This is a genomic window from Ideonella margarita, assembly GCF_038066635.1.
GTDB lineage: Bacteria > Pseudomonadota > Gammaproteobacteria > Burkholderiales > Burkholderiaceae_C > Ideonella > Ideonella margarita.
The window spans coordinates 208,959-231,981 of the sequence record NZ_JBBUTI010000005.1; the positions used below are offsets into that span (position 1 = coordinate 208,959).

General features: G+C 65.0%; 24 protein-coding genes. 6 read left to right on the forward strand and 18 right to left on the reverse strand.

The window, feature by feature from the left end:
* Window positions 1-47 precede the first annotated feature (47 nt).
* Window positions 48-710 (forward strand): Rossmann-fold NAD(P)-binding domain-containing protein, encoded by a 663-nt coding sequence (locus tag AACH00_RS08460; protein WP_341398660.1) that lies wholly within the window; start codon window positions 48-50, stop codon window positions 708-710.
* Between the two features lie 3 nt (window positions 711-713).
* Here AACH00_RS08460 and AACH00_RS08465 read toward each other — a convergent pair whose 3' ends face one another.
* From AACH00_RS08465 to AACH00_RS08495, 7 genes are read right to left on the reverse strand one after another with little or no spacing between them, the layout of a single operon-like run.
* Window positions 714-1,325, reverse strand: coding sequence for a DUF938 domain-containing protein (locus tag AACH00_RS08465; protein ID WP_341398661.1), 612 nt, complete (start codon window positions 1,323-1,325; stop codon window positions 714-716).
* Window positions 1,322-1,699, reverse strand: a complete 378-nt coding sequence (locus tag AACH00_RS08470; RefSeq protein ID WP_341398662.1) for a hypothetical protein — start codon at window positions 1,697-1,699, stop codon at window positions 1,322-1,324. The genes AACH00_RS08465 and AACH00_RS08470 overlap by 4 nt, the downstream gene beginning before the upstream one ends.
* Window positions 1,696-2,049: a hypothetical protein gene (locus tag AACH00_RS08475; RefSeq protein WP_341398663.1), complete on the reverse strand. Its 354-nt coding sequence runs from the start codon at window positions 2,047-2,049 to the stop codon at window positions 1,696-1,698. Before AACH00_RS08475 ends, AACH00_RS08470 begins: the two co-directional genes overlap by 4 nt.
* Window positions 2,050-2,079: 30 nt before the next feature.
* Complete coding sequence (gene phnE, locus AACH00_RS08480; RefSeq protein ID WP_341398664.1) at window positions 2,080-2,847, reverse strand: phosphonate ABC transporter, permease protein PhnE; 768 nt, start codon at window positions 2,845-2,847, stop codon at window positions 2,080-2,082.
* Window positions 2,844-3,692, reverse strand: coding sequence for a PhnE/PtxC family ABC transporter permease (locus AACH00_RS08485; protein ID WP_341398665.1), 849 nt, complete (start codon window positions 3,690-3,692; stop codon window positions 2,844-2,846). Before AACH00_RS08485 ends, phnE begins: the two co-directional genes overlap by 4 nt.
* Complete coding sequence (locus tag AACH00_RS08490; RefSeq protein ID WP_341398666.1) at window positions 3,683-4,522, reverse strand: phosphonate ABC transporter ATP-binding protein; 840 nt, start codon at window positions 4,520-4,522, stop codon at window positions 3,683-3,685. Before AACH00_RS08490 ends, AACH00_RS08485 begins: the two co-directional genes overlap by 10 nt.
* Before the next feature lie 25 nt (window positions 4,523-4,547).
* The gene (locus AACH00_RS08495) at window positions 4,548-5,414 is read right to left on the reverse strand and encodes a putative selenate ABC transporter substrate-binding protein (RefSeq protein WP_341398667.1); all 867 of its coding nucleotides are present in this window, start codon (window positions 5,412-5,414) and stop codon (window positions 4,548-4,550) included.
* 121 nt (window positions 5,415-5,535) lie between these two features.
* On the opposite strand from AACH00_RS08495, the gene selD reads away from it, so the two are divergent.
* Complete coding sequence (gene selD, locus AACH00_RS08500) at window positions 5,536-6,636, forward strand: selenide, water dikinase SelD (protein WP_341398668.1); 1,101 nt, start codon at window positions 5,536-5,538, stop codon at window positions 6,634-6,636.
* A 38-nt stretch (window positions 6,637-6,674) separates the two neighbouring features.
* On the opposite strand, the gene infA is transcribed toward selD, so the two are convergent.
* The 4 genes from infA to AACH00_RS08520 all read right to left on the reverse strand — a co-directional run bounded on the left by infA (window position 6,675) and on the right by AACH00_RS08520 (window position 9,988).
* Complete coding sequence (infA, locus tag AACH00_RS08505; RefSeq protein ID WP_341398669.1) at window positions 6,675-6,932, reverse strand: translation initiation factor IF-1; 258 nt, start codon at window positions 6,930-6,932, stop codon at window positions 6,675-6,677.
* A 35-nt stretch (window positions 6,933-6,967) separates the two neighbouring features.
* The gene (locus tag AACH00_RS08510) at window positions 6,968-7,198 is read right to left on the reverse strand and encodes a hypothetical protein (protein ID WP_341398670.1); all 231 of its coding nucleotides are present in this window, start codon (window positions 7,196-7,198) and stop codon (window positions 6,968-6,970) included.
* Window positions 7,199-7,257: 59 nt separating this feature from the next.
* On the reverse strand, window positions 7,258-7,962 hold the full coding sequence (locus AACH00_RS08515) for a class I SAM-dependent methyltransferase (protein WP_341398671.1): 705 nt from the start codon (window positions 7,960-7,962) through the stop codon (window positions 7,258-7,260).
* A gap of 472 nt (window positions 7,963-8,434) precedes the next feature.
* Window positions 8,435-9,988: a replication initiation protein gene (locus tag AACH00_RS08520; RefSeq protein ID WP_341398672.1), complete on the reverse strand. Its 1,554-nt coding sequence runs from the start codon at window positions 9,986-9,988 to the stop codon at window positions 8,435-8,437.
* A 902-nt stretch (window positions 9,989-10,890) separates the two neighbouring features.
* Here AACH00_RS08520 and AACH00_RS08525 point away from each other — a divergent pair.
* Both AACH00_RS08525 and AACH00_RS08530 read left to right on the forward strand, forming a co-directional pair.
* Window positions 10,891-12,168 carry an AAA family ATPase gene (locus AACH00_RS08525; RefSeq protein WP_341398673.1) on the forward strand — a complete coding sequence of 426 codons (1,278 nt, stop codon included), beginning with the start codon at window positions 10,891-10,893 and terminating at the stop codon, window positions 12,166-12,168.
* Window positions 12,165-13,205, forward strand: coding sequence for a ParB/RepB/Spo0J family partition protein (locus AACH00_RS08530; protein ID WP_341398674.1), 1,041 nt, complete (start codon window positions 12,165-12,167; stop codon window positions 13,203-13,205). The genes AACH00_RS08525 and AACH00_RS08530 overlap by 4 nt, the downstream gene beginning before the upstream one ends.
* 119 nt (window positions 13,206-13,324) lie before the next feature.
* Here AACH00_RS08530 and AACH00_RS08535 read toward each other — a convergent pair whose 3' ends face one another.
* Window positions 13,325-15,391, reverse strand: coding sequence for a tyrosine-type recombinase/integrase (locus tag AACH00_RS08535; protein WP_341398675.1), 2,067 nt, complete (start codon window positions 15,389-15,391; stop codon window positions 13,325-13,327).
* Window positions 15,392-15,577: 186 nt separating this feature from the next.
* Complete coding sequence (locus AACH00_RS08540) at window positions 15,578-16,594, reverse strand: AraC family transcriptional regulator (RefSeq protein ID WP_341398676.1); 1,017 nt, start codon at window positions 16,592-16,594, stop codon at window positions 15,578-15,580.
* Between the two features lie 106 nt (window positions 16,595-16,700).
* Between AACH00_RS08540 and AACH00_RS08545 the strand changes: the two genes are divergently transcribed.
* The gene (locus tag AACH00_RS08545) at window positions 16,701-17,642 is read left to right on the forward strand and encodes a sterol desaturase family protein (protein ID WP_341398677.1); all 942 of its coding nucleotides are present in this window, start codon (window positions 16,701-16,703) and stop codon (window positions 17,640-17,642) included.
* Here the strand turns inward: AACH00_RS08545 and AACH00_RS08550 are convergent, their stop codons facing one another.
* The 4 genes from AACH00_RS08550 to AACH00_RS08565 form a co-directional block, all read right to left on the reverse strand.
* The gene (locus AACH00_RS08550) at window positions 17,643-17,969 is read right to left on the reverse strand and encodes a hypothetical protein (RefSeq protein WP_341398678.1); all 327 of its coding nucleotides are present in this window, start codon (window positions 17,967-17,969) and stop codon (window positions 17,643-17,645) included.
* Window positions 17,970-18,041: 72 nt separating this feature from the next.
* On the reverse strand, window positions 18,042-19,154 hold the full coding sequence (locus AACH00_RS08555; protein ID WP_341398679.1) for a tyrosine-type recombinase/integrase: 1,113 nt from the start codon (window positions 19,152-19,154) through the stop codon (window positions 18,042-18,044).
* A gap of 42 nt (window positions 19,155-19,196) precedes the next feature.
* On the reverse strand, window positions 19,197-19,946 hold the full coding sequence (locus AACH00_RS08560) for a general secretion pathway protein GspB (protein WP_341398680.1): 750 nt from the start codon (window positions 19,944-19,946) through the stop codon (window positions 19,197-19,199).
* 3 nt (window positions 19,947-19,949) lie between these two features.
* Window positions 19,950-21,746, reverse strand: a complete 1,797-nt coding sequence (locus tag AACH00_RS08565) for an ExeA family protein (RefSeq protein ID WP_341398681.1) — start codon at window positions 21,744-21,746, stop codon at window positions 19,950-19,952.
* Window positions 21,747-21,902: 156 nt separating this feature from the next.
* Between AACH00_RS08565 and AACH00_RS08570 the strand changes: the two genes are divergently transcribed.
* Window positions 21,903-22,100, forward strand: coding sequence for a hypothetical protein (locus tag AACH00_RS08570; RefSeq protein ID WP_341398682.1), 198 nt, complete (start codon window positions 21,903-21,905; stop codon window positions 22,098-22,100).
* A 49-nt stretch (window positions 22,101-22,149) separates the two neighbouring features.
* On the opposite strand, the gene asd is transcribed toward AACH00_RS08570, so the two are convergent.
* Window positions 22,150-23,007 carry an archaetidylserine decarboxylase gene (asd, locus tag AACH00_RS08575; protein ID WP_341398683.1) on the reverse strand — a complete coding sequence of 286 codons (858 nt, stop codon included), beginning with the start codon at window positions 23,005-23,007 and terminating at the stop codon, window positions 22,150-22,152.
* Between the last annotated feature and the right edge of the window lie 16 nt (window positions 23,008-23,023).

Consider the following 23,023-nt stretch of genomic DNA (forward strand, 5'->3'; position numbering starts at 1 on the left):
GGCGTGGCTGCTCTGAGGTTGAAGCCCGTATCAAGAAGGATTTGCGCATGTCCACCCTGCTCCTGCTGGGCGCCACCGGCCAGGTGGGCCACCAGCTGCTGAACGCAGCACTGGCCCATCCCGCCGTCACCCAGGTGGTGGCCCCCACGCGCCGGCCCTTGGCTGCGCACCCCAAGTTGATGAATCCGAAGGTCGATTTTTCCGACCTGCCCGAGCGCGCCGCCTGGTGGACCGCCGATGCAGCGTGCAGCGCACTGGGCACCACCTTGCGCCAGGCCGGCTCGGCGGAGGCCTTCGAGGCCATCGACCGCGGGCATGTGCTGGCCGCAGCTCGGTTGACGCGTGCCGCCGGCACCCCCTGCTTCGTCAACAACTCATCGATGGGTGCCAACCCGCGTGCCCGCGGCTTGTACCTGCGCGTCAAGGGTCTGCTGGAACAGGACCTGGACGGGCTCGGTTTTGTATCGGTCTGCCATGTTCGCCCCTCGCTGCTGGACGGTGGCCCACGGCCGGACAGCCGCCCCGGCGAGCGTATCGGCCTGTGGCTGGCCCATGCCTTGGCACCGCTGATTCCGGCGCGCTACCAGGCCATCAAGACCGAGGCGGTGGCACAGGCCATGTTGCAGGCCGCGCTGGCGGCACGGCCGGGTGTGCAGATGATTGAATCTGATGCCCTGCAGCGGCTGCCGCAGGCTTCGCGCGCGCCTTGAGGCTCAGGCGCTGAGCCTGAACACCAGCAGCAGGTTGTTGGCCGGCATGGCTACCCGTTGCTCCAGCACCAACCCTGCTCGCCCGGCCACCAGCGCCACATCTGCCAAGTCACGCAGGCCCCAGGCCGCATCACGCGCCCGCAGGTCAGCGTCAAAGGCGAGATTGCCCGGCGAGGTGGGCACCATCGCTTCGAGGTAAGGGCCGTAGGTCACCAGGCAGCCGCCCGGCACCAGGTGCCGCGCTGCGCCCTGCATCAGCCCGGCGCAGCAGGCCCACGGTGCGATGTGCAGCATGTTGATTGCCAGCACAGCATCGACGGCGGCGTGTTGCAGCGGCCAGTCCGGGGCCAGCACATCCAGCACCACCGGCCGCTGCACATTTGCCAGCTGCGCCGTACGGGCCTCGATGGCGCCAAAACCATCAGCCTGCCAATCGCTGGGCTGCCACTGCCAGCCAGGCTCGGCCTGTGCAAAGGCGGCCGCATGCTGGCCGGTGCCGCTCGCCACTTCCAGCACCCGGGCCTGCTTGGGCAGCACCTGGCGCAACACCGCCAGGATGGGCGCCGTGTTGCGCTCGGCGGCGGCACTGAAGGGCAAGGGCTGCGGCAGTGTCATGCGTCGATCGATTCGAGGGCTTCGATGATCAGGCTGCGCCTGCGAACGCCCTGCACGCGGGTTTGCACACGCACGCGCAGCGGCTCGCCCGCGGGTACCTCGCGGCGGCAGTGGTAATCCAGGCTGTCGGTCTGACCAGGGTTGCTGCTGGCAATGTCGCGCGACCATTCGCGGCGACCATCGAGTTCCACGCTCAGGCCGTGGCTGGCACTGCTGGTTGAAGTGGCACCGTCGAGGTCGGGCACCCGCACCTCCATGCGCACATCCAGATCAAAGACGCGGTCGTGGTGCAGCACGGCGGGAATGGTCAGCACGGCCACGTCGGCCTCGCCGGCGTCCACGGCCCAGCGTTCGGGTCGCCTGGCCGTGCTCATGCGTCAGGTGGGCGCTTGCCGCCGCCCTGCCCCAGCCGCGCCGCGTTATCGGGCGAGGGCGGCACTTCGCGCACTTCCACGTCCACCACATCGGCGGCATCGGCGGAGGACTTGCGAGCGCCACGTTGCGCCCACGGCGGCATGCCAGCACCGGCGCGCTGCCACTGGAAACGAACGGGCGAAGGCCGCTTGCCGCGCAGCAAGGACCAGATCACCGCGATCAGACTGAGCACGAGGCCGAACAGCAGCACGCCGAGCACCAGCGCCAGGCCCAGGGCCCAAAGCACCAAGCGCCAGAGGGTGCGGCTGAGCCCCACCAGCAGCCGATCCAATTTTTCAAGCAAAGACATGCCGCGATTGTGGCGCGAATGCGCAAGCCCTCAGCGCGTCAGGGCTCGGCGCGCCAGGTTGCTCAGCAGGTCGACCAGACCCACCAGCGCCACCATCGCGGCGAGGATGGTGGCCGTCTTGCCCATGTGAAACAGGCCCATGTGGAACGCCAGCATCTGGCCCAGGCCGCCCGCGCCCACCACGCCCATCACGGCGGCTGCGCGGATGTTGTTCTCCCAGCGGTAGAGCGTGTAGCTCAGGCACTGCGGCAAGACCTGGGGCACGGTGGCGTAAAGGAACACCAGCGAAGGCCGAACGCCTTGGGTGCGCAGCGCCTCAGCCGGGCCGGCCGGGGCGTTTTCCATGGTTTCCGCGAACAGGCGGCCCAGCACCCCTGCGGTGTGAAACCCCAGCGCCAGGGTGCCTGCAAACGGTCCCATGCCGGCGCTGATCAACATCAGCGAGGCCCACACCAGCTCAGGCACCGAACGCAGGAAGTTCAGCAGCCAGCGCACCGGTGTGCGCAGCGGCGCCCAATCACCGGCGTGGCGGCGCGCTGCTGGCCAAGCCAGGGTGAGGCCCAGCACCACCGCCAGCAAGGTGCCCAGAGCCGACATGGCCAGGGTTTCGAGCGTGGCCAGGCCCACCTTCATCAAGAACGCAGGCTGGGTGTCGGGCGGGAAAAACTCGGCCACGAAGCGGCCCATGGCCTGCATGGCCGACAACGACAGAAACTGAGACCACTGCAGATCGAGCGACGCGAAGCTCGCCACGATCAGGCCCAGCACCGCCACCATGAATACGCTCAGGCGGCTCATGCCAACGTCTCCCGCAGCCAGGCGCTGGCGCGGTCGGCCAGGGCCACCAGCGCCACGAACACCAGCAGGATGGTCAGCACGTCGCCCCCTGCGAACATCTTCATCGCGCTGTCGAGTTGCTGGCCCAGGCCCCCTGCCCCGACAAACCCCAGCACCACCGACGAGCGCACCGCGCATTCCCAGCGGTACACGGTGTACGACACCAGCTCGGCGGCGTTCTGCGGCAGCAGCGCATACAGCAGTGCCTGCAACCGGCTGCTGCCGTTGCGCAGCAGGGACTCGGCCGGCTGGGTGTCGCCGCTTTCAAGAATCTCGCCGTAGACCTTGCCGAGCATGCCGCCGTAGGTCAGCGCGATGGCCAGCACACCAGCCGTCGGCCCCAGGCCCACCACGCGCACGAACACCAGCGCCCACACCAGCTCGGGCACGCTGCGTAGCACCACCAGCAGGCCGCGCACGCCCTGACGCAGGAGCCACGCCCCACCGGCCATGCGCCCTGACAGCGCCGACACCGACAGCACGCGGGTCGATACCAGCGTCAGCGGCACGGCCAGCAGCCAGCCCAGGGTGATGCCCGCCGTGGCCATCGCCACGGTGCGCCAGGTTTCCCGGGCCAGCTCCCAGAGGAACGGGGCGTCGAGGCGGGGCGGCCAGGTGCTCGCCAGGAAGTTGGCCGTCACGGCCCAGCTGCGGGCATCCCACAGCTGCCACGGGCGGAACTCGGTCAGCACCAGCGCCGGCCAGAGCAAGACCACCATGAACAGCGCCACGCCCACACGGCCGAGCCAGGCGGGGTCTTTCAGCGCTGGCTGGCTCAGGGATTGAGCCTGGTCGCTCAGCGACATGTCATGGCCACCACGGCAGGCGACGCTGGCGTGGCAGGCTCATCGGCTGGGGCCGCGGTGCCCGGATGAAGCTCGTGTTCATGCTGGGCGTAAAGGGCGGCCAGCATGTCAGGCGTGACGTTGGTTGCGGGCGCATCAAACATCACGCGGCCATCGCGCAAACCGACGATGCGCGGAAAGCAGCTCAGCGCCAGATCAACCTGGTGCAGCGACGCCACCAGCGTGCAGCCGCGTTCGCGGGCGGCCAGTTGCAGGGCGTCCAGCACCTGGCGGGCGCGAGTGGGGTCGAGGGCCGACAGCGGCTCATCCACCAACCACAGCCGGGCCGGCGAGACCAGCGCGCGGGCCAGACCCACGCGCTGCCGCTCACCACCCGAAAGCCGGTCCACTCGGTGGAACAGCTTGTCGGCCACGCCAAACCGGGCGAGCGCGCCATGCGCCTCTGGCAGGGCCGCTGGCTTGATCCACTGGCGCACCGAGGCCCACCAGGTCATGCCCGGCAAGCGCCCGGCCAGCACCGTGGTGACCACGCGTTGGCGTGGCGGCAGCGGCGGTGTCTGCGGAGCCAGGAACAGGCTGGCGCGCAGCCTGTGCAAGGCCCGGCGCGAGAGGCGCCACGGCGCCACCTCAGACACCTGGAAGTGCCCGGCGACAGGCGGCAGGCAGCAGGCCAGCACCTGCAGCAGCGTGGTCTTGCCCGCGCCCGACGGGCCGATGATGGCGAGTTGTTCACCCGCGGCCACGCGCAGGCTCACCGGCCCGAGGGCCGGGGGGAGCTGGCTGGATGCGGCCGGGTGCCGCGCGGCGACCTCTTCGAGCAACAGGTTCACGGTACGCGACGCCTCGGCCAGTGCGTTACAGCAGGCCGGCGCTGCGGGCGGCGGCTTCGATGCCCTTGTAGTTGTCGGCCTTGGTCGGCACGAAACGGGTGGCGCGCTGCAGCTCGAGGATTTCCTTGCCTTCAGCGGTATCGCGGCTCAACGCCAGGAAGGCCTGGGTAATCTTGTCGCGCAGGGCCTGGGGCATGTCGGCGTGCACCGTCCAGTTGTAGTCGAAGTAGGCGGGCGTGGTGTAGAAGGCGCGCACCTTGGTGGTGTCGACCTTCTTGTCGGCCACGAACTTGTCCCACACGGAGATGTTCAGCGCACCGGCCTGCACCTTGCCGGACACCACGGCGGCGATGGTTGCGTCATGGGCGCCGCTGTAGGCCACGCGGTGGAAGTCCTTGTCCGGATCGACCTTGGCCTGCAGCAGGAAACTGCGCGGCATCAGGTGGCCCGAGGTTGAGCTCTGCGAGCCGAAGCTCACGTCCTTGCCCTTCAGGTCGGCCAGGCTCTGGATGGCGGGATCAGCCGTGATGAAGACCGAGCGGAACTTCTCATCTTCTTCACGCTGCACCAGCGGGATGACCTTGCCGCCGGAGCGCACAGAGGCCTGCACGAAGGTGAAGCCCCCGAACCAGGCCATGTCGACCTTCTTGTTCACCAGGGCTTCAACCGAAGCGGCGTAGTCGGTGACGGGGGTGTATTCCACCTTCACGCCCAGCTTGGTTTCCAGGTACTTCACCAGCGGTGCAGCCTTGCGGGCCAGCTCGGTCGGCGCTTCGTCCGGAATGGCGGTGACGCGCAGCACCTGCTGGGCCTGGGCAGCCAAGCCGGACAGGGCCAGCACGGCAGCAGTGATGAGGGCGGGCAGATGGCGGCGTTGGGTGGTCAGGTGCATGGGGTGGGTACCGGAGAGTGAAGCCGTGATTATCGGGGCGGGCTTGTCCGCACGCGCTATGCTCGTTCATCAAAGTCCGCGGCGACTGGCTGCGGGCGTCAGAACCAACCGCCCTGTCGACATGACCGCCCTGCCCGCTTCCACACCGTCCACCGCCCTACCCCACACGCCCGCGGGCGAACCCCGTCTGACGTCGTTGTCACACGGCGGCGGCTGCGGCTGCAAGATCGCACCAGGGGTGCTGAGCGAAATCCTCAAGGGCACGGCCGCGATGCCCCTGCCGCCGGAATTGCTGGTGGGCATCGAGACCGCCGACGACGCCGCCGTGTACCGGCTCAACGACGAGCAGGCGTTGATCGCGACGACCGACTTTTTCATGCCGATCGTCGACGACCCGTTCGACTTCGGCCGCATCGCGGCCACCAATGCCATCAGCGATGTGTATGCGATGGGCGGCCGCCCCATCATGGCGCTGGCCCTGGTGGGCATGCCGATCAATGTGCTGTCGACCACCACCATCGGGCGTGTGCTGGAGGGTGGCGCCAGTATTTGCCGGCAGGCTGGCATTCCAGTGGCAGGCGGCCACACGATCGACTCGGTGGAAGCCATCTACGGTCTGGTGGCGCTGGGCCTGGTGCACCCCGACCGCATCAAGCGCAATGCTGACGCCCGCCCCGGCGATGTGCTGGTGCTCGGCAAGCCGGTTGGGGTGGGCGTGATGTCAGCGGCCCTGAAGAAGGGCCTGCTGGATGCCGCGGGCTACGGCCGGATGATCGACACCACGACGCGGCTCAACACCCCGGGCCCTGACCTGGCGGCCCTGGACGGCGTGCATGCGCTGACGGATGTGACCGGCTTCGGCCTGGCCGGGCACGCGCTGGAGCTGGCCCGGGGCGCGCGCTGCGACGTGGCGATTGATTGGCGCGCCGTGCCGCTGCTGGACGGCGTTCAAGCCTTGGCTGAGCAAGGCCTGATCACGGGCGCGTCCGGGCGCAACTGGGCCGGCTACGGCACACAGGTGACGTTGCCAGGCGATTTCAGCGAGGTGGACCGCGCCCTGCTCACCGACCCGCAAACCAGTGGTGGTTTGCTGGTGTCGTGCGATGCAGCGTCGGTGGACGCCGTGCTGGCGGTGTTCCAGCGGCACGGCTTCGGCAACGCGGCGGTCGTGGGCGAAGTGCTCGCCTGCCAGTACGCTGCGCCGCGCCTGCGCGTGATCTGAGCGTGGCCCGAGGCTGCCGCAGCGGCCTCAAGTCGACATCAGAAGCGGCGGGGAGCCGGACCGGCCGGGCCGCGACGCTCGATGTGACGGAAGGTGATGCGACCCTTCGTCAGATCGTAAGGCGACAGTTCCAGCGACACCGCGTCACCCGCGAGGATGCGGATGTGGTGCTTCTTCATCTTGCCCGACGTGTAGGCGACGAGCTGGTGACCGTTTTCCAGCGTGACGCGGAAACGCGAGTCAGGCAGGACTTCGTCAACCTTGCCGTTCATTTCAATCAGTTCTTCCTTGGCCATGTGTGCTCCGGTGCGAATGTGGATATTGGGGTGGGTCAGTGGGCAGCGTCAATCCAACGCAGCCCTTCTTGTGTCGCATAGCGATCAGCCGCGGCTGCCGAACGGAAGGATGGCGTGAAGCGCATCACCCGGTCGGTGGTGTTGGTGCCGCGACCCGAACGGATCGACACGCCAGCGCTGAAGCAGCCATCGGGCAGCGACCGCGTCAGCGGGGAAACTTGATACTTGCCCACTTGCATATGGGCGATTTTCTTCTTCTGGTTCATTTTCTCTCAAGGGCGGCGTTGCCTTTTAGCTGAAACGCTCACCCGCAATCTCTGGTTCGTCAGTGCCGTCGGTAACTCAACAGGCGGCCGCGGTAGGCGGCCCGCTCGTCGGTGGCGACGTCCTGCAGGATGCTTTCCTGCAGCGCATAGCCCATGTCACTCATGTGCCTGTGAAACGGCGCACGGTTGCCACGGTTCGGGTCGACGATCAGCACCTCGCCCACCGGGGTGGCATGACGTTCGATGTAGCGCGCCAGCACCCCACCCTCGTCACGCTCATAAAGCACGTCGCTGCCGATGATGAGGTCAAAGCGACCTTGCACCTTCGGGCCCGGCAACGGCGTTTCGCCGGGCAATGGATCAGGATCCTCACTGCGCAGCCAGTCACCATGGCAATACGGCAGATCAATCAGATCATTCAGCAACAGGTTGTCTCGCAGGAACTGCCCTGCCAGCGGATGGCAATCGCTGGCAGTCACGTCACTGCCCCGCCGGTGGCACACCAGGCTCGCCAGGGCGAGGCCGCAGCCGATTTCCAGGATGCGTTCCCCGTCCACCATCTCGCGCCGGGCCATGGCATCAGCCAGCTGCAGTCCGGACGGCCACACCTGGCCAAACAGCGGCCAGAAAGCTGACGAAATGCCCAACGCCTCGGCATGGCCAAGTGGGTCGGAGAATTGCTGGTTGTTCAGCAGAGACTGTATGTTCAGGGCGTTGACACCCTGAAAATTGATGTGCTCACTCTTGAGCAGATAACCGGGCATGGCCGGGATTCCTCGCGTCCGGACTGCGTGCTGACACGAAAGCCCCATGATTCGGCGCTGTGCTGCGCGGCGATGTTCAAGGGGCAACGGCCGCCCTTGGTGAGAACAAGGGCCAGCGCGACCAAAAGGCCAACACGCGAGGCAGAACGAGAACGCCACTCATCGTTTGGCCCCGAAGACCCCGGCACGTGAACGCAGGGTGTGGGCCAGCTTCTGTCAGCGGCGCAGAGCGGATTGTATCTGATGCGAGGAATCTCCACACGGACGTTGGAAAAGCCTGTGGAGAACTGGTGCGCGCGGGCTGCAAGTGCCTGATTTTAAAGAGTGTTTTACAGGCTGCTGCAAAACAGGGCAGGGCGCCGGACGCTGAACTCGAAAGCTCCACACCAGCGCTGGACAAGCTTGTGGACAACACGGGGGGCAGTGCGGCAAGTGCCTGATTCACATGGACTTTTGTTCCAGTGCCACGGAATCAGGCAGCGTCGCCAAGCTCTGCTGCAATGTCGAGCAACTGCTCGGGCGTCGGCTTGTCCCATTGATCGCCCAGCGTGCCTTGGGCGTAGTAGCGCACCATCTCCTGCATCACGATCGGGTGCGTCCAGCCACTGGTTTGCAGGCGCTTGCGGATCGACGGATGCATCTGGCGTGCCTCCATATCGAGCAGCAGGTCGTCACTGAGGGCCTGCTGCACCTCGGGCGAGAGGCGATGGATGTCGGCCACCACCTGGTCGCGCCGGCGGCGGATCCATTCCTCGGCCCAGCGGGTCTGCCGCCGGCTCTGGATCTCACGGCTTTCCGGGCTCCGCGGGTCGGCCTTGGCTTCGCGCTCGGCGACGCGGGCATTGGCGCGCTCGAGCTCCCCGGGCATCAGGCTGCGCAGGTAGCGGTACGGATCACGCAGCGGGGCAGGGAAGGCGGACGCCGCACGGGTAGCCAGCAGCTGCAAGCCGGATTTCAGGGCGTCCACACCAAACTCGGCCTGCAATTCCTCGGCCTTGTCGGCGTCAATACCCAGGCGTTGCGCCTCGACCACCTGGCTGAGATCAACCGCCTCGGGGGCTTGGGCAAGAGCCAGCGACGACTGCTTCTTCGGGCGGATGAGGAACTGGATTTCCGCGATGAAGCGGCCTTCCTTGTGCTCGACCAGCTCGATGTCCAGGTCGGTGATGGCACTGACCTCGGCGATCGCCGGCTTCAGCGTGTCGCGCTTGAAGATGCGGTACTCCAGCTTGGCGGTGCGCTCGGTTTCCGGCTGGCCGCTCAGCACCGGGCGCCACCAGCGCCAGTGCTGCCGCGCCGTGCGGCCGACGTCCTTGTAGCGGGTGCAGATTTCGTAGAGGGCGATGCCGGCGTGAGACCGCAACTGGCTAATCACCTCCAGCTTCAGGCGCGCAAACACCGTGGGCTCGAGCAGCTCCTGCTTCAGATTCACGGCGTACGACCACTCGACCCAGACTTGCCCGCGCTCTTTGGTGAGCTTGGCATGGGCCAAGAGGCCGGACACGTTCCAGGCCGCACCTTCACCGGTGGTGGGCGATTGCCACTCCACCGTGGTGGAGACCATGGCGCGCAGGTGCTTCTTGATCAGGGCATGGTCGTTGGAATCGAAATCGACCCCGCGCACCACGCGCTCAAGAGGCGCACGAAACACCTCGCGCTCGAGACCTTGCTCCTGCGCCTCGTAGAGCAGCACGTTGTAGCTCTTGCGCCCCAGCGAGGTGATGCGGGCAGATTTCGGCACGATCGCCAGCGTGTTCACCGGCTTGCGCAGCGGCTGGGAGACTTCGAGCGGTTCGCCCCACGAAGAGGGCTGAGCTTGAGGTGCAAGCGCTGTTGCACGTGAGCGAGTCACGCGCGTGGCGCGCTTGGCTGGCACCGGCACGGCATCAACAGAGCCCTCAGGTGCATCGGCAAGATCACTCGAGAGCTCAAGTGCAACTGAATCGGCAGTTTCAGGGCGCAGGTCGGCCTTCAAATCGACTTCAGCGACATGAAGAGGGGAGGGCAGGGTGGGGCGACGAGCCATGGATGGATCGTACCTGATGCGTGAGGGGTGCATTCACATGACGAATACCGGGGTGTAGCCCGGGAAAGGCGATAGTGATTCAGGTGAGTTGGCTGATGAACCACGCATTGGCCACAAATTCGTCAAGCGTGTGCATTGCGTCAAGCTTGGCGGGCTGATTCCTGAAAACTCTCACTTGAGCAGCTTGCGGAGATGCCGAGGTGCCGTTGGTTGGAGCCCCCGGCGTGATCACGCATCTCCCGAAAACCCTCACCTCAATTCGCGAGAACGCCTGAAAGCGGTCGCAAGGCTTGGATCCCGAAAAGTCTCCAGGCTGTTTCATTGAATTCCAGTGCCATCGACTTTGAGTCACAGCCTGTCTCCCGAAAAGTCTCACATGAGTACAGGCTGGCCCGCTGTGAGCAGAAGAACACACTGAAATGTTCAGAACAACGCGAACGCGACAGCGTGTCCCGCCGGGCTTTGTGAAGCGCCGTCAGATCACCCCCGAAAATCCTCACCTGAGCGTGATCGCGATCAACGGATCGTGCACCGATGTGCGATTCCTCGGTTGCCCCGTATCCATGCACCCTCGTTCCTGTAAAAGCTCCGCAGCATCCCGCCAGCCTGCATCGAACATCCTGAAAAGCCGCCACTTCGTCCTGTATCCACTCACCTGAAATGCCATAAGTGTTTGATTTATAACGACAAATTGACGCCTAAAGGTATTGAAGGGTTTTGATGTATTGAATTTATTAAACCCGTGGGTTCCTTCCTGGAAAAGAACACGTCAAGACCACAATGCGCCGAGCGCGTGAAGTTGCGGAGGAATTCTTTCCAACGCATGCTTCTGTTGACACAATAGAGGGTGTTGAACGGTTCAACGTCAAGTTGGCGTTGACTGCCGAACCAGGAGATTCACGTTGGACAGACTATCCGTCAAAGCGCCCAAATCCATATCGCTCGCAGACATTGCTGAGCAAGCGGAACGGGCTGTGGCCATGATGGGCCAGATTCGCGCCGCCATGTTGGCGCCCACCGCACGCAAAGTACCGCCGCTTTTCAACCTCAGCCAGCTTGCTGCGCTGTGCGGCATTGAAAAGGGCTCTCTCAGCCATCGTCTTGGCAAAGGGGATTTGCCTGTTGGACGACTCAACGAGGCGGGAAGCCGCCGCGAGTTCAACCTGGAAGAGGCGCGAACCTGGATCCGTGAATACCGCAAGGAATACCTGCGGCCAGCGGGCGCCGAAGCGGTCACGATCAGCATTGGCAACTTCAAGGGTGGCGTCAGCAAAACCACGACGGCTGTGACGCTGGCGCAAGGCCTGTCTTTGCTGGGGCACCGCGTGCTGGTCATCGACACTGACCCGCAGGGTTCCCTCACCACCTTGTTCGGCATCTTGCCGGACACGGAGGTCGATGAAGAGGACACCATCTTGCCGCTGGCGATGGGCACCGAGACGTCGATCCGTTATGCGATTCGACCGTCGTACTGGAACGGCATTGACCTGGTTGCGGCTGCGCCTGTGCTGTTCGGCGCAGAGTTCGCCTTGCCCGCACGCCAAACCCAGGAGCCGGGCTTCGAGTTCTGGCGTGTGCTGGATCTGGGCATCGACGATGTGCGCGATGAGTACGACGTGATCGTGATCGATACACCGCCGGCATTGTCGTACACCACCATCAATGCGTTCATGGCGTCGAACGGCATCATCATGCCGCTGCCGCCCAATGCGCTCGACTTTGCGTCGGCGTCGCAGTTCTGGAGTTTGTTCTCCGACCTGACCGCCGAGCTGCTGACCAAGCGCGGCTTGACCAAGGACTTCGACTTCATCCACGTGTTGCTGGCCCGGGTGGACAGCACCGATGCCGCCAGCAACATCGTTCGGCAGTGGATTGGGCAGACCTACGCCGAGAAGGTGCTGCCGGTTGAAATTCCGAAGACGGCAGTCACGGGTGTCACGGCTGCCGAATTCGGCACCGTGTACGACGTCGCTCGCTACGACGGCTCCGCCCGTACGTTCAAGCGCGCCCGCGATGCCTACGATTCGTTCGTCGGGCACATTGAGGGTTCGATCCGCGCGGTCTGGTCGAAGCAAGTGGACGCCTTGGCGGCGTCGCGGGCGCCGGTGTTGAACGGTTCAACGCCGGTGGGGGAGGGCGCCCAAGGCGGCGCAAATCCAAGGACGGGAGCTAAGCGATGAGCAAGAAGTTGGCTGCCAAGGCCGGGTTGATCATGGGGCTGCCTTTGCCGGTGGCGGGTGTCGCGCCCGCACCTGCTGCTCGCCCCGATGTGGATGCAAACGCCGGTCGGCCGAAGACCGCGCCAGGCTCGATGTTGCAGTTCATGTCGAGCCAATCAGCCGCCATCAAGGAAGCCGATGACCTTCGTGAGCGGCTCAAGGATTTCGACGGGGCGGCGCCCGTGCGCTTGCTTGATCCGAAACTGATCTGTCCTTCCCGGTGGGCGAACCGTCACGAAGACTCGTTCACCAGCCCGGAGTTTGAAGAGCTGAAGAACGAGATCGAAAGCGCTGGCGGCAACGTCCAGCCCATTCGCGTTCGGCCCGTGTTGAACGGTTCAACGCCGGCGGCGCAGGGCGGGGCGATGTACGAGGTGGTGTTCGGCCACCGCCGGCACCGCGCTTGTCTGGATCTCGGTATCGAGGTGCGCACGCTGATCGAAGATGCCTCCGACCAGGAGCTGTTCGAGGCGATGGAGCGCGAGAACCGCGGCCGCAAGAACCTGAGCGCCTGGGAGCAGGGCTGCATGTACCGCAAGGCGTTGGACGAGGGCTTGTACCCGTCGCTGCGCAAGCTGGCTGAGGGCGTCAAGGTAGACGTTTCACTGGTGTCCAAGAGCGTGGCGCTGGCCCGTCTTCCAGACGCGGTGGTGGCGGCTTTCCCATCGCCGCTGGACATCCAGTTCCGCTGGGCACAGCCGCTGGGTGAGGCCTTGCAGAAGGATCCAGACGGCACGCTGAGCCGGGCGCGAGGCCTGAAGGATCAAGCCGCGGTGATGTCCGCAGCGCAAGTGTTCGAGGCCTTGGTCAACCCGAAACAGTCGGCGTTGAACGGTTCAACGTCACGGGTGACGACGTTGGGGAAGAGTGCCAAGAAGGGTGCCACCGTGACGGCAGATGCCAAGGGCGGTGTGCAGATCAAATTCGCGCCGGGCGTGGTTCCAGAAGCTCGCCGACAAGACTTGATCAAGCTCATCGAGGGCTTCCTCGCGCTCTGAGCTGACGACATCGAGTTCAAAAAAACGAAGGGGGAGGGCGCTGAGCCTTCCCCCTTTTTTCGTTCTGAAGGCTCTCCCTGCACGATTGGCGCATTGCACTACAGCCCAAAACAGCCGAGTCAATCGCCCTGGCCCCGGCCTGTTGGTGGGCTTTCGAGGCTCGGATCGACCACGCCAAACACCTGATCCATCTCGGCCTGCAGACGTTCCAGTTGCGCCTTCGCATAGCGCATGGTGGTGCGCGGGTCGGCATGGCCGAGCTGACGCTGAACAACCTCGAGCGGTGCTTTTCTCTCCAGTGCGCGGGTGCCAAACGTGTGCCGCAACCAGTGCGGCGAAGCGCGCAGGGCGTCCTCCAGATCGGCCTTGTCGAGAGCGCTGGCCAGCAAGGCTTGGCGCATCCAGCGCTTCATCGTCTGGTACAGCGCCTGGTAGCCGATGGACTCGGTTGGCTCCTGGGTGCTGGCCAGCAAGGGCAGGTTGGTATCGGCTTGTCCGAGCGACGGCAGGCCGCGCGCCTGCAGGTAAGTGGCCAAGGCTTGCTCGGCCTGGCCGGGCACCGCGATGACGCGGTTGCGTGAGCCCTTGCCCTGAACCTGCAGCGCCAGCCGGCCCTTGTGGCGGCGGAAATGCCCGAGTCGTGCGTTCAGCAACTCGGCCGCGCGCAGGCCGGTGGCCTCCACGAAGGTGAGCAAAAAACGGATGCGCGCCAGGGAAGGTGTGTTCGGCTGGCGCGCCAGAAAGTCGTGAATGGCGCTCCACACTTCCGGCGTGAAAGCGCGCGAGTCGAGCTCATTGCGCGTGGCATCGTCGCCGGTCCGGCGGTTCACGAGCATCCACGGGTTGCGCAGCGACAGCCAACCCACGTCCACCATCCACGCGAAAAAGCTGCCCAGCACCACCACGGCCTGCCGTCGGCTGGCCAGGCTCAGCGGTCCGCGAAAGGGCGCCCAGCCCTGCGCGAGTACATGCGCACGTTGGCGCGAGGACCACGCCGGCGGCACGTGTTCAAGGAAGGCCATGTAAGCCAGACAGTCCTCCACCTGCGTATCGCGAAAGCCTTTGCCGCGCTCCTGGTTCAGCCAGATGAGCATGCGGCGCGCCTCGCGGCGGTAGCTGGTGGCGGTGGGCAGCGCGCCGGCGCGGGCCGCAACCCACGCCTCGATGATTTCGACATCGTCGCGCGCGCCGGTCATCAGCGGTTGGCTGATGGCCGAGTTTTGGTCTGTGGCGGTGCTGTTGGCCGGTGCTGAAAAATGAGGCAAAACCTCGAAATCGCCGGAAAGGGCCTTCAAAGGCCCGTCAGGCGATTTTTCGACCTCACCCTGCCAACCCCCTTGGCTATCGCCTGATCGGTCGTCTGGTGCGGTTCTGGAGCCTCTGTTTTCAGGGGGCTGCGGGGCCGGAAAGTAGCCTTGCGGACGCGCAAGCGCTGGCGGCGGAGGGTAGGGCAGGGGTGAGCTGCCCTGCCCGCCTGGCAGGGCAGGGTGGCCGTCTGCGATTGACGCGCTCGGCAGCAAAAAGCGTGGGGCCGCGGCCGGGGCTTGCGCGGGCAGCAGCGTGTGGAGGTAGCTGCCGATCCGCTGGGCCTTGGTCTGGCCGATGGCCGGCAAGCCGCGCCACCAGTGGCCACCGGCGGCGATGCGATCCAGCAAATCACTGAGCAGCAGCAGGCCGGCGTCTTGAAGCCGTCGGGCGGTGACCGGGTCGAACCATCCATTGATCGGGTCGGTGGGCTGCGGCGTTTCCGCGGCGGCTTGCTCCAGTGCCTTGAGCAGCGCGAGCTGGCGTTCGCGCAGGCGCTGCCGGCGCTCGGCGCGGCGGTCGGCCGGATAGGCCTCTGCGTACATCTCCTGGACTTCGGCTTCGCCCCAGTCGTCCAGATCGCGCTCAGCGATGAAGTCGTCCAGAGATGGGCGCGGCCCGGTGCTGGTCAGGCGGATGTTCAGGCCGACGAGACGCCACGCGCGGTCGCCTCGTCGGCGAGCCAGGTTGCGCAGCTCATCGACCACCGCGCGGTGTGCGGTGATGGCTTGGTGGCCGTGGTCGATGCCGAGATAGCGCTCGGCGGACTCCAGCAACGGCAAGCCTTCGGCCACGGCGCGCAGGTGCGCAAAGTGGTGAACGCCGATCCGGCGCGCGCCGGCCATGCGGTAAGTGCTTGATTTTGCTGTGATCAGCGGCATGTCGAACTTTAGGCTGTGTTTTGACGCGCAAATTTGATTGTTAGATTATTACACTTATCTAATAACTTAAACAGGCCGGGCAGGGCAGTGGGGTCAGTTTGGGTTGCGGCGCCCCCGGAGGTGGTCGAAAAAGCGAAGCGTTCAAGCCCGGCTGGCGGGCATTGAACGGTTCAACAGGCGCGGGCTTCAGCCGAGCGGCGCGTGTTTGCGCCAGCGGCCCGGTGTTTGGCCGGTCCAGCGAGAAAACGCCCTGGTGAAAGCGGCCTGGTCGGCATAACCCAGTCGTATCGCGACTTCTGCCGTGCTGAGCGTTGGATCACGCAGCCAGATCAAGGCTTGCGCGCACCTGCTTCGGTCAAGTTCGGTCTGGAACTGCGCTCCGCCCTTGGCCAGCTGACGCTGCAGGGTCCGCACGGAACAGCCCATGCGCGCGGCGGCCTCAGCCAGGGTCCCTTCGCCAGACTTCACCATGTCGGTGAGTGCGTCCTTCAAGGTCGCCATCCACGGATCACGTGGCGGCAGTCGCACCAGCTGACTCTGGGCCTGCCCTTCCAGCAGTTTCAGCAGCACCGGGTCGGGTTGCCGCAGTGGCATGTTCAGCACGGCCGCAGCCAGGTGGACCTCGGTTTGCTGTGTGCCGAAGTGAACCTCTCCACCGAAAAACGTGGTGTAGGGGTTGGTGTCGGCCGGCCGGGCGTTGATGAAACTCACTTTCGACGCCGAGACGGTGGCGTCTCCGGTGATGCCGCGCACGGTGCTCATCAGGATGGCCAAGGCGCATTCGTCAACCAGTTGCCCGGGTCGTCCGTGCTCGTCTCCCCAGCGGAGTTCGACGCCATGTTGGTTGGTGCTCACCTTGACCGGGTTCACGTCATAAGACAGGCGCTCGAACTCTTGCCAGCGCATCAGCGCTTCGCCGACGGTGCTGCAGCTCAAGGCCACATAGCCCATCAAGCCCAGATCCTGGATGTTGACTAGCTCGCCGACCCGCAGGCCGAAGGCCGGAATGCCCGTGGCGGTTTGGCCGGCCGCAAGGCAAGCGGCCCACTGCCGAACTGGAAGCTGCGGCTGTCCTGCGTCCACCATGGCCGGCGTTGCGTCCGGCTGCGGATCTCCGCCGGGCAGACTGCCGGCGCTGAGCCCATGCCGAACGAGGCAGCGTTCCAGCAACTGGAGGTAGCTCAGCGGGACGTGACCATGCATGGCGTGAATTGTCAATTTCAAGGCATGCCTGCATCAATCGTGAAAGTCCCTTGGTCTTTAAGATGGATTGCGCTCGATAGAAGCACAACAACAGACGGAGACAAACATGCACGACTGGATTGCCGCGTTCACCGGACTGCTGCCAGCCTGGCTGGCGGCCAACCTTGAATGGAAACAGGTGGTGCTGATCGCCATGACGCCCATCTTCCTGCTGGCCTTCGGCGCGGAGTGGCGGGTCATGGCTCAGCGCGGGCGGGCGCAGAGTTTCAGCTTGCCCGACATCATGGCGAACCTGAACCTTGGCCTCGCCTACCAGGTGTTCGAGTTGATCGCCTACACCCTTGTCACGGCCAGCTTGGTGGGTTGGTTCTGGCAGCACCGTTTGTTCGACATGCCGATCACCGTCTGGACGGTGCCGCTGCTTTTCGTCTTCATGGAGTTCTGCTACTACTGGTTCCACCGGGCCAGCCACCGCATCCGCTGGTTCTGGGCAGCCCATGTGGTGCATCACTCGGAAGAGCGCATGAACATGACGACGGCGATGCGGCAGAGCCTGCTTTACTCAGTCACCGGGTGGTGGCTGTTTTTCATGCCGATGGTGCTGCTGGGTGTGCCGCCCGAGGTGGTCTTCGTGCTCTACGCCTGCGACCTCACCTGGCAGTTTTTCATCCACACCGAGAGCATCGGAAAACTGCCGGCCTGGATGGAGTACTGGCTGAACACGCCGTCGAACCACCGCGTGCACCACGCCCGGAATCCGGAGTACATCGACCGCAACTACGGCGGCGTGTTGATCATCTTTGATCGCTGGTTTGGCACCTATGCCGAAGAATCAGCGCCGGTCGATTACGGCATCGTTCGCCAGGTGCGCAGCCGCAACCTGCTGGTCTTGAACTTTCACGAGTTCATCGACATGTGGCGTGACGCGGCCAGGCCCGGTCCACTCTGGCTTCGGCTGCAGCATCTTTGGCGCGCGCCCGAGTGGGTTCGTCCAGGTCCGTCGACAGATGTGGCGCCGGCTTCGCGAGCAGAAAGCCAGACTCGCTGATCAGGCGGGGGCTGGCGGATTGGCCAAACCGTCTGCCGGCCAGTTCAGCAATTCGGCCAGGCGGCGGGCGACCCACACGCCTTCGTCGGGCGTCAGGCCTGAGCCTTCCTGACTGAGTCCGAGCACGATGCGTTGAAGCACATCGTCTTCGGTCAAACCATCGTCGTGCAGCAGTGCCTGCGCGCTGGCCTGCAAATGGTTGGCGAGGTCTTCGCACAAATCGTAGTGCTGGCGAATTTCGGCCGCAGGTTTGAGCAAGCGTTGCCGGGCGCCCGTCCAGATGGCAAGAAAACTGTCGGGCAATGGGGTCAGCTGATCATCAAACATCGGGGTACTGCATTTGGGGTGGTTCGGGCGGCAAGGCCACCCGACAAATCTGGCTGACTGGGGTTTGAGCGTTCAGACCGGCACCGGGCCGTTACCGCTGTCGAGCTGCCGCTTGATGGCATCGATCGAGAACGCAGTGCGCAGACCCAGCCACTTCATCAAGGTTGCATTGTCGATGCCTTGATCGATCTGGCGCACCGCATAGGTATTTCGCAGGGTCTGCGGGCCGAGCTGGTCTTGCGCCATGCCCGCCGCTTCCATCGCCGGGCGGATGATTTCGTACAACTCGGATGTGCTGATGGCATGGGGCATCGGCTCGCCGCCATCCACCTCCACGGTTGGTGATCGCTTGCGTGCGACGAACAAGACATTCCCGCCGACGTGCAACTGGGCGCGTGTCTGTGACCAGGCTTCCAGAACGGGCTGACTCCAGCCTGGCAGCGGCAGTTGTCGGCTGGTCACCGGTGACGGTGTGCGGATGTGCAGCATCGGATGCTTGCCGCTTGTCACCAGGTCGCTGGTGGTCAGTCGCAATGACTCTTCCACCGTGATGCCGCAGGCCAGATAGATGCAGCGCAAAGCCGCGTCGCGTTCGTCACACCAGCCCGTGCGCGGCTGTTGATTGACCCACTGGATGTAGCTTTGCGATTGCTCGACGCTCAGGAAGCGTGGCGCATTGCGCACCGTGCCGCCCTGCTTCAAGCGTTGTTGAACAGCCTCGATGGGTGACGCGGCCATCAGCCCGGCTTGGGCCAGATGGTTGAACAGCATGGTGAGGGTGCCGATGTAGCGTCGCACCGTGCCGGCGGATGCCGGTTGACCCCCCCTGCCGCGGAGACTTTTCAGGAAAGCTTCGACGTCAGCCGGACGGGCATCGACCAGATGCCGCTCCCGTTCCTTGTAAAGCCAGTCTGCGGCGGTGCCGATCATCGCGCTGTACTGGGCGATGGAATGCGGGGCGTAACTAACCTGGCTGTCGGTGGTGAGCCACCTGCGAGCGGCTTCGCGAGGGTCGAGGGACCACAGCAGTTGAGGCGCGGATTCTTGCAGCATGCACCAATATACCGGATATACGCCAAACTGTGTTTTCAAGGAAAGATTTCTATGGATGAGGATCGCACACCGTTGCGTATATCCACATAAATCAAACCGTCCATCCCAGGCAATTCCGTTGCGTATATCCATAGACGCAAGAACGGACCTAAAGATCTGCCACCGCCTCAGGGCTCAAAACCGCAACTCGAACCGAAGGTCCTGCCAGCTCAACACCACCGAACGGATGCGGATAGCCTCCACCTCCACCCCCGGCATCGGCGACTCGCCCTCCCGCCACACCTGGTCGTTGACGATCACCATGCGGCTACTCGCCTGCTCCGAATACATACCGCCACTGACCAGCAGTTTCGGCATGTGGGCGCGACGGCTGGCAGGAATCTGATCGAACGGAATGACCTTCGCAGGAGCGGCCATACCCGGCGGCATGAACTCCGCCTCCATGCGCATGTTGCTGCCACGCGTAGCGCCCTCCGCGACAGCCGCCTTCTTCACAGGCGGCGTCACAACATCAACCGTCTTGGCAGACTTGGGCGGAGCAGAAACCGACAACCTTGGATCAGCAGGCGCGGCAACAGCCACGGTAGATGCCGCAGCAACACCAGGCAGCGCAGCCGGAACCTGACCTGGAGGCGAAACATCGGCACGACTCACCGACACCGCTGACGCAGCAGCCACCCCATCCGCTGCGACAGGTACCGCCGCCTTGTTGATGGCATCGCGCGACTGGTTCATCTGCCAGACGAACAGCCCCACCGTGCACACTGCCGCGAGGCCGCCAACAGCCACGCCCACCCGCGCAAGCGGAAAGCCCCGCGCAGGCGCCATGCCCGCCAGCGCAGCCGCCGGTGTGTGAACGCCTGGAACCTGGCCACGAGCGCGCTCTTCCTCGGCCCGCTTCAACGCATCAAGAATGAAAGACATCGGTCACTTTCCCCGCTGCAAACGCGGCTCCGCCAGGCCCGTGGCCCGGTGCAGAAGCATGAAACTGGTCGGGCCGCCTACGCCGTCCGGCGTCAGGCCCTGGCGTACCTGGAACGCCGACAGGCGAAGCATCAAAGCGTCATCCACCTCTGTGACGGGCTTCGCTGCAGCCCGCCCTTCCACCTGCGCCAGCAGCCTCGACAAACTCACCACGGCATCGCCCTGGCTGCCCTTGGTCAGCAGCCCCTGATAGCCCGCAGGCTGACGCCAAACCGTGACCAGATCACCACGCCAAGCGCTGGACAACGCAGCGACCGACATCGACACCTCGCCGCTCTGAAAGCGCATCGTTGCGGTGTCGTCGTTCAACCCGGTCAACAAGGCCCAGCCTTGTTTGCCCTGAAGGGTCAGTTGCATCGCCACCGGACGATCCAGTTGCCGGATCAGGCCCAGGTTGGTCTTTGCACGGAAGCAACCCAACTGCTGGCGAGTCAGCTGCGAACAAGCGTCGCCGCCGGCGTTCAGGCGGCCATCCCACAGAGGCGCCAAGGCCCGCCAGGCCGCGCCCTCCTCCGCCCAAAGAACCAGACCCGGCGGAACCAAATCACTGGCAGACGCGGCGCTGATCGCACCATCAGCCTTGGCTGCTATCGAAGCGGAGGCTGCCGCCTCTGGCGAAGATGCCGAAGCTAACGAAACAGGCGCAACAGCGACCAACGGCGCCACCTTCGCAGCCTCAATGGGCGCACTCGCCGCCAGCCCATCCTGGCCCGCCACTGCAACGGCCGTCGAAGCCTTCGGCATCACTGGCGGCGAAGCCACCTGTGCAGCGGCGCTCGCTGGTGCCACAGGTTGCCGGTCCCACCACTGAATCGCGCCTCTCAGCCCAGCCATCAACGCCACGGCACCCACCGTGGCCCCCAGCCACATCCAGCCAGAGGACCATGCCACCGAAGGCGCCGTCGGCGTGCGGTCGGCCGCTTCATCAAACACTTCGGTGGCCGCCTGGTTCAACAGCCGAACATTGACCTGCTTCTGCGCGGCCGCATAGGCGCCCAGCAATGCGCGGTCACACAACAGATTGATCCGGCGCGGCACCCCGCGGGTCAGCACATGGACCCGCTGGGCCACCGCAGCGCTGAACGGTGAAGGACCAACCCCGCCGGCCACCTGCCAGCGGTGCTGGATGTAGTGCACCGTTTCCGCAGCCGTCAGCGCAGACAGATGAAAACGGGCAATCACCCGCTGGGCCAGCTGTTCCATCGACCGCTGGGCCAGCATCGTGCGCAGCTCAGGCTGCCCGATCAGGATGATCTGCAGGAGCTTGCGCTCGGTCGTCTCGAGGTTGGTCAGAAGCCGCAACTGCTCCAGCACATCCAGCGACAGGTTCTGCGCCTCGTCGATGATCAGCAGGCAATGCTCACCGCCCGCATGCCTGGCCAGCAGGTAACCGTTGAGCGCATCCACATGATCCTTGATGCTGGCCGCACCGGCTTCACGCGGCACCACCGCAACGCCGAACTCCTGGTTAACGGAAGCCAGCAACTCTCCCACCGTCAACTTGGGGTTGAAGATGTAGGCCACATGGCAATGCGGCGGCATCTGCTCCAGAAAACAGCGGCAGACAGTGGTCTTGCCAGCGCCAATCTCACCGGTCAGCAGCACGAAGCCGCCGCCGCCATCCACGCCGTAAAGCAGGTGGGCCAGGGCCTCGCGGTGGCGGTCGCTCATGTAGAGATACCGCGGGTCGGGAGCAATCGAGAACGGCGCCTGACTCAGGCCGAAATAGTCCGCATACATGGGCGCGGAGCATACCTGCGAACGGTGTGCTCATCGCCCACCGCTGCACTCTGGCCATCCCGGCATGCACTTCGTCGCCTGCCTGGTGCAAGCCGGCAGCGCAAGGCCCACAGTGCACCCACGCCAACCATCACGGCGACACCTCAGGAGCCCACCATGTCCTTCGTCTGCTTCACCCTGGCCTGGATCGTCCTGTGGGTGTTCTGCTGGCCGCTCGCGCTGACGGCGCTGATCCTGCTGCCGTTCATCTGGCTGCTCAGCTTGCCGTTCAGGCTGGTGGGCATCGTGGTTGACGCGGTGTTCAGCCTGATCAAGGCCATCCTGATGCTGCCAGCCCGACTGCTGCGCGGCTGACGCCCGGCTGATGCCGAGCCAGCTCAGGCGCTCCCGCGCCGCGGCAGTGTCAGTGACCGGCAGTGGCCTTTTGCGCCATCACCGAGCCCATGCGCAGCGCGCCGCCAGGTTGCCAGGCCGGATTGAAAGCCAGCGGGCCCTTCGGGAACAGCATGACCACGGTCGAGCCCAGCAGGAAGCGGCCCATCTCGTCGCCTTGCTTCAACGTCACTTCGCCGGGCTGGTAGCGCCACTCCCGCAGCACACCCGGCCGCGGCGGGTTCACCTGGCCGTGCCACACCGTGGCCATGCTGCCCACGATGGTGGCGCCCACCAGCACCAGCACCATCGGCCCGTGCGCCGTGTCGAACACGCACACCACGCGCTCATTGCGCGCAAACAGGCCCGGCACGCCGCGTGCGGTCGTCGGGTTCACCGAGAACAGATCGCCCGGCACATGGATCATGCGGGTCAGGCTGCCAGCGCAGGGCATGTGGATCCGGTGATAGTCGCGAGGGCTCAGATAGAGCGTCGCGAAATGGCCATCCTGAAACTGCGCGGCCAGGCCGCTGTCGCCGCCCACCAGCGCCGTCGTGCTGTAGCTGTGCCCCTTGGCCTGGAACACCTGGTCGCCGGCGATCGCGCCGAACTGGCTGATGGCGCCGTCCACCGGGCACACCCAGTCAGCCGCGGCCATCGGGCGCGCGCCCGGCTTCAAGGCCCGGGTGAAGAAATCGTTGAAGCTGGCGTAGGCCGCCACATCGGGCTGCGCCGCCTCCTGCATGTCCACGCCATAACGTGCCACGAACTTGGTGATCGCCCAGGTCGTCAAGGCGCCCGACTTGGACGAGGCAAAGGCCCCGGCCAGCGCGGTCAGCGCTTGCTTGGGCATCAGATATTGGGGCAACACGGCCAGACGGTCAGACACGGCAGCAGGTCCTGAT

Bases quoted from the DNA above. Each gene is read 5' to 3' on its own strand.
- AACH00_RS08460 (WP_341398660.1), top strand. From the start codon at position 48: ATGTCCACCCTGCTCCTGCTGGGCGCCACCGGCCAGGTGGGCCACCAG.
- AACH00_RS08465 (WP_341398661.1), bottom strand. From the start codon at position 1,325: ATGACACTGCCGCAGCCCTTGCCCTTCAGTGCCGCCGCCGAGCGCAAC.
- AACH00_RS08470 (WP_341398662.1), bottom strand. From the start codon at position 1,699: ATGAGCACGGCCAGGCGACCCGAACGCTGGGCCGTGGACGCCGGCGAG.
- AACH00_RS08475 (WP_341398663.1), bottom strand. From the start codon at position 2,049: ATGTCTTTGCTTGAAAAATTGGATCGGCTGCTGGTGGGGCTCAGCCGC.
- phnE (WP_341398664.1), bottom strand. From the start codon at position 2,847: ATGAGCCGCCTGAGCGTATTCATGGTGGCGGTGCTGGGCCTGATCGTG.
- AACH00_RS08485 (WP_341398665.1), bottom strand. From the start codon at position 3,692: ATGTCGCTGAGCGACCAGGCTCAATCCCTGAGCCAGCCAGCGCTGAAA.
- AACH00_RS08495 (WP_341398667.1), bottom strand. From the start codon at position 5,414: ATGCACCTGACCACCCAACGCCGCCATCTGCCCGCCCTCATCACTGCT.
- selD (WP_341398668.1), top strand. From the start codon at position 5,536: ATGACCGCCCTGCCCGCTTCCACACCGTCCACCGCCCTACCCCACACG.
- infA (WP_341398669.1), bottom strand. From the start codon at position 6,932: ATGGCCAAGGAAGAACTGATTGAAATGAACGGCAAGGTTGACGAAGTC.
- AACH00_RS08510 (WP_341398670.1), bottom strand. From the start codon at position 7,198: ATGAACCAGAAGAAGAAAATCGCCCATATGCAAGTGGGCAAGTATCAA.
- AACH00_RS08515 (WP_341398671.1), bottom strand. From the start codon at position 7,962: ATGCCCGGTTATCTGCTCAAGAGTGAGCACATCAATTTTCAGGGTGTC.
- AACH00_RS08520 (WP_341398672.1), bottom strand. From the start codon at position 9,988: ATGGCTCGTCGCCCCACCCTGCCCTCCCCTCTTCATGTCGCTGAAGTC.
- AACH00_RS08530 (WP_341398674.1), top strand. From the start codon at position 12,165: ATGAGCAAGAAGTTGGCTGCCAAGGCCGGGTTGATCATGGGGCTGCCT.
- AACH00_RS08535 (WP_341398675.1), bottom strand. From the start codon at position 15,391: ATGCCGCTGATCACAGCAAAATCAAGCACTTACCGCATGGCCGGCGCG.
- AACH00_RS08540 (WP_341398676.1), bottom strand. From the start codon at position 16,594: ATGCATGGTCACGTCCCGCTGAGCTACCTCCAGTTGCTGGAACGCTGC.
- AACH00_RS08545 (WP_341398677.1), top strand. From the start codon at position 16,701: ATGCACGACTGGATTGCCGCGTTCACCGGACTGCTGCCAGCCTGGCTG.
- AACH00_RS08550 (WP_341398678.1), bottom strand. From the start codon at position 17,969: ATGTTTGATGATCAGCTGACCCCATTGCCCGACAGTTTTCTTGCCATC.
- AACH00_RS08555 (WP_341398679.1), bottom strand. From the start codon at position 19,154: ATGGATATACGCAACGGAATTGCCTGGGATGGACGGTTTGATTTATGT.
- AACH00_RS08560 (WP_341398680.1), bottom strand. From the start codon at position 19,946: ATGTCTTTCATTCTTGATGCGTTGAAGCGGGCCGAGGAAGAGCGCGCT.
- AACH00_RS08565 (WP_341398681.1), bottom strand. From the start codon at position 21,746: ATGTATGCGGACTATTTCGGCCTGAGTCAGGCGCCGTTCTCGATTGCT.
- AACH00_RS08570 (WP_341398682.1), top strand. From the start codon at position 21,903: ATGTCCTTCGTCTGCTTCACCCTGGCCTGGATCGTCCTGTGGGTGTTC.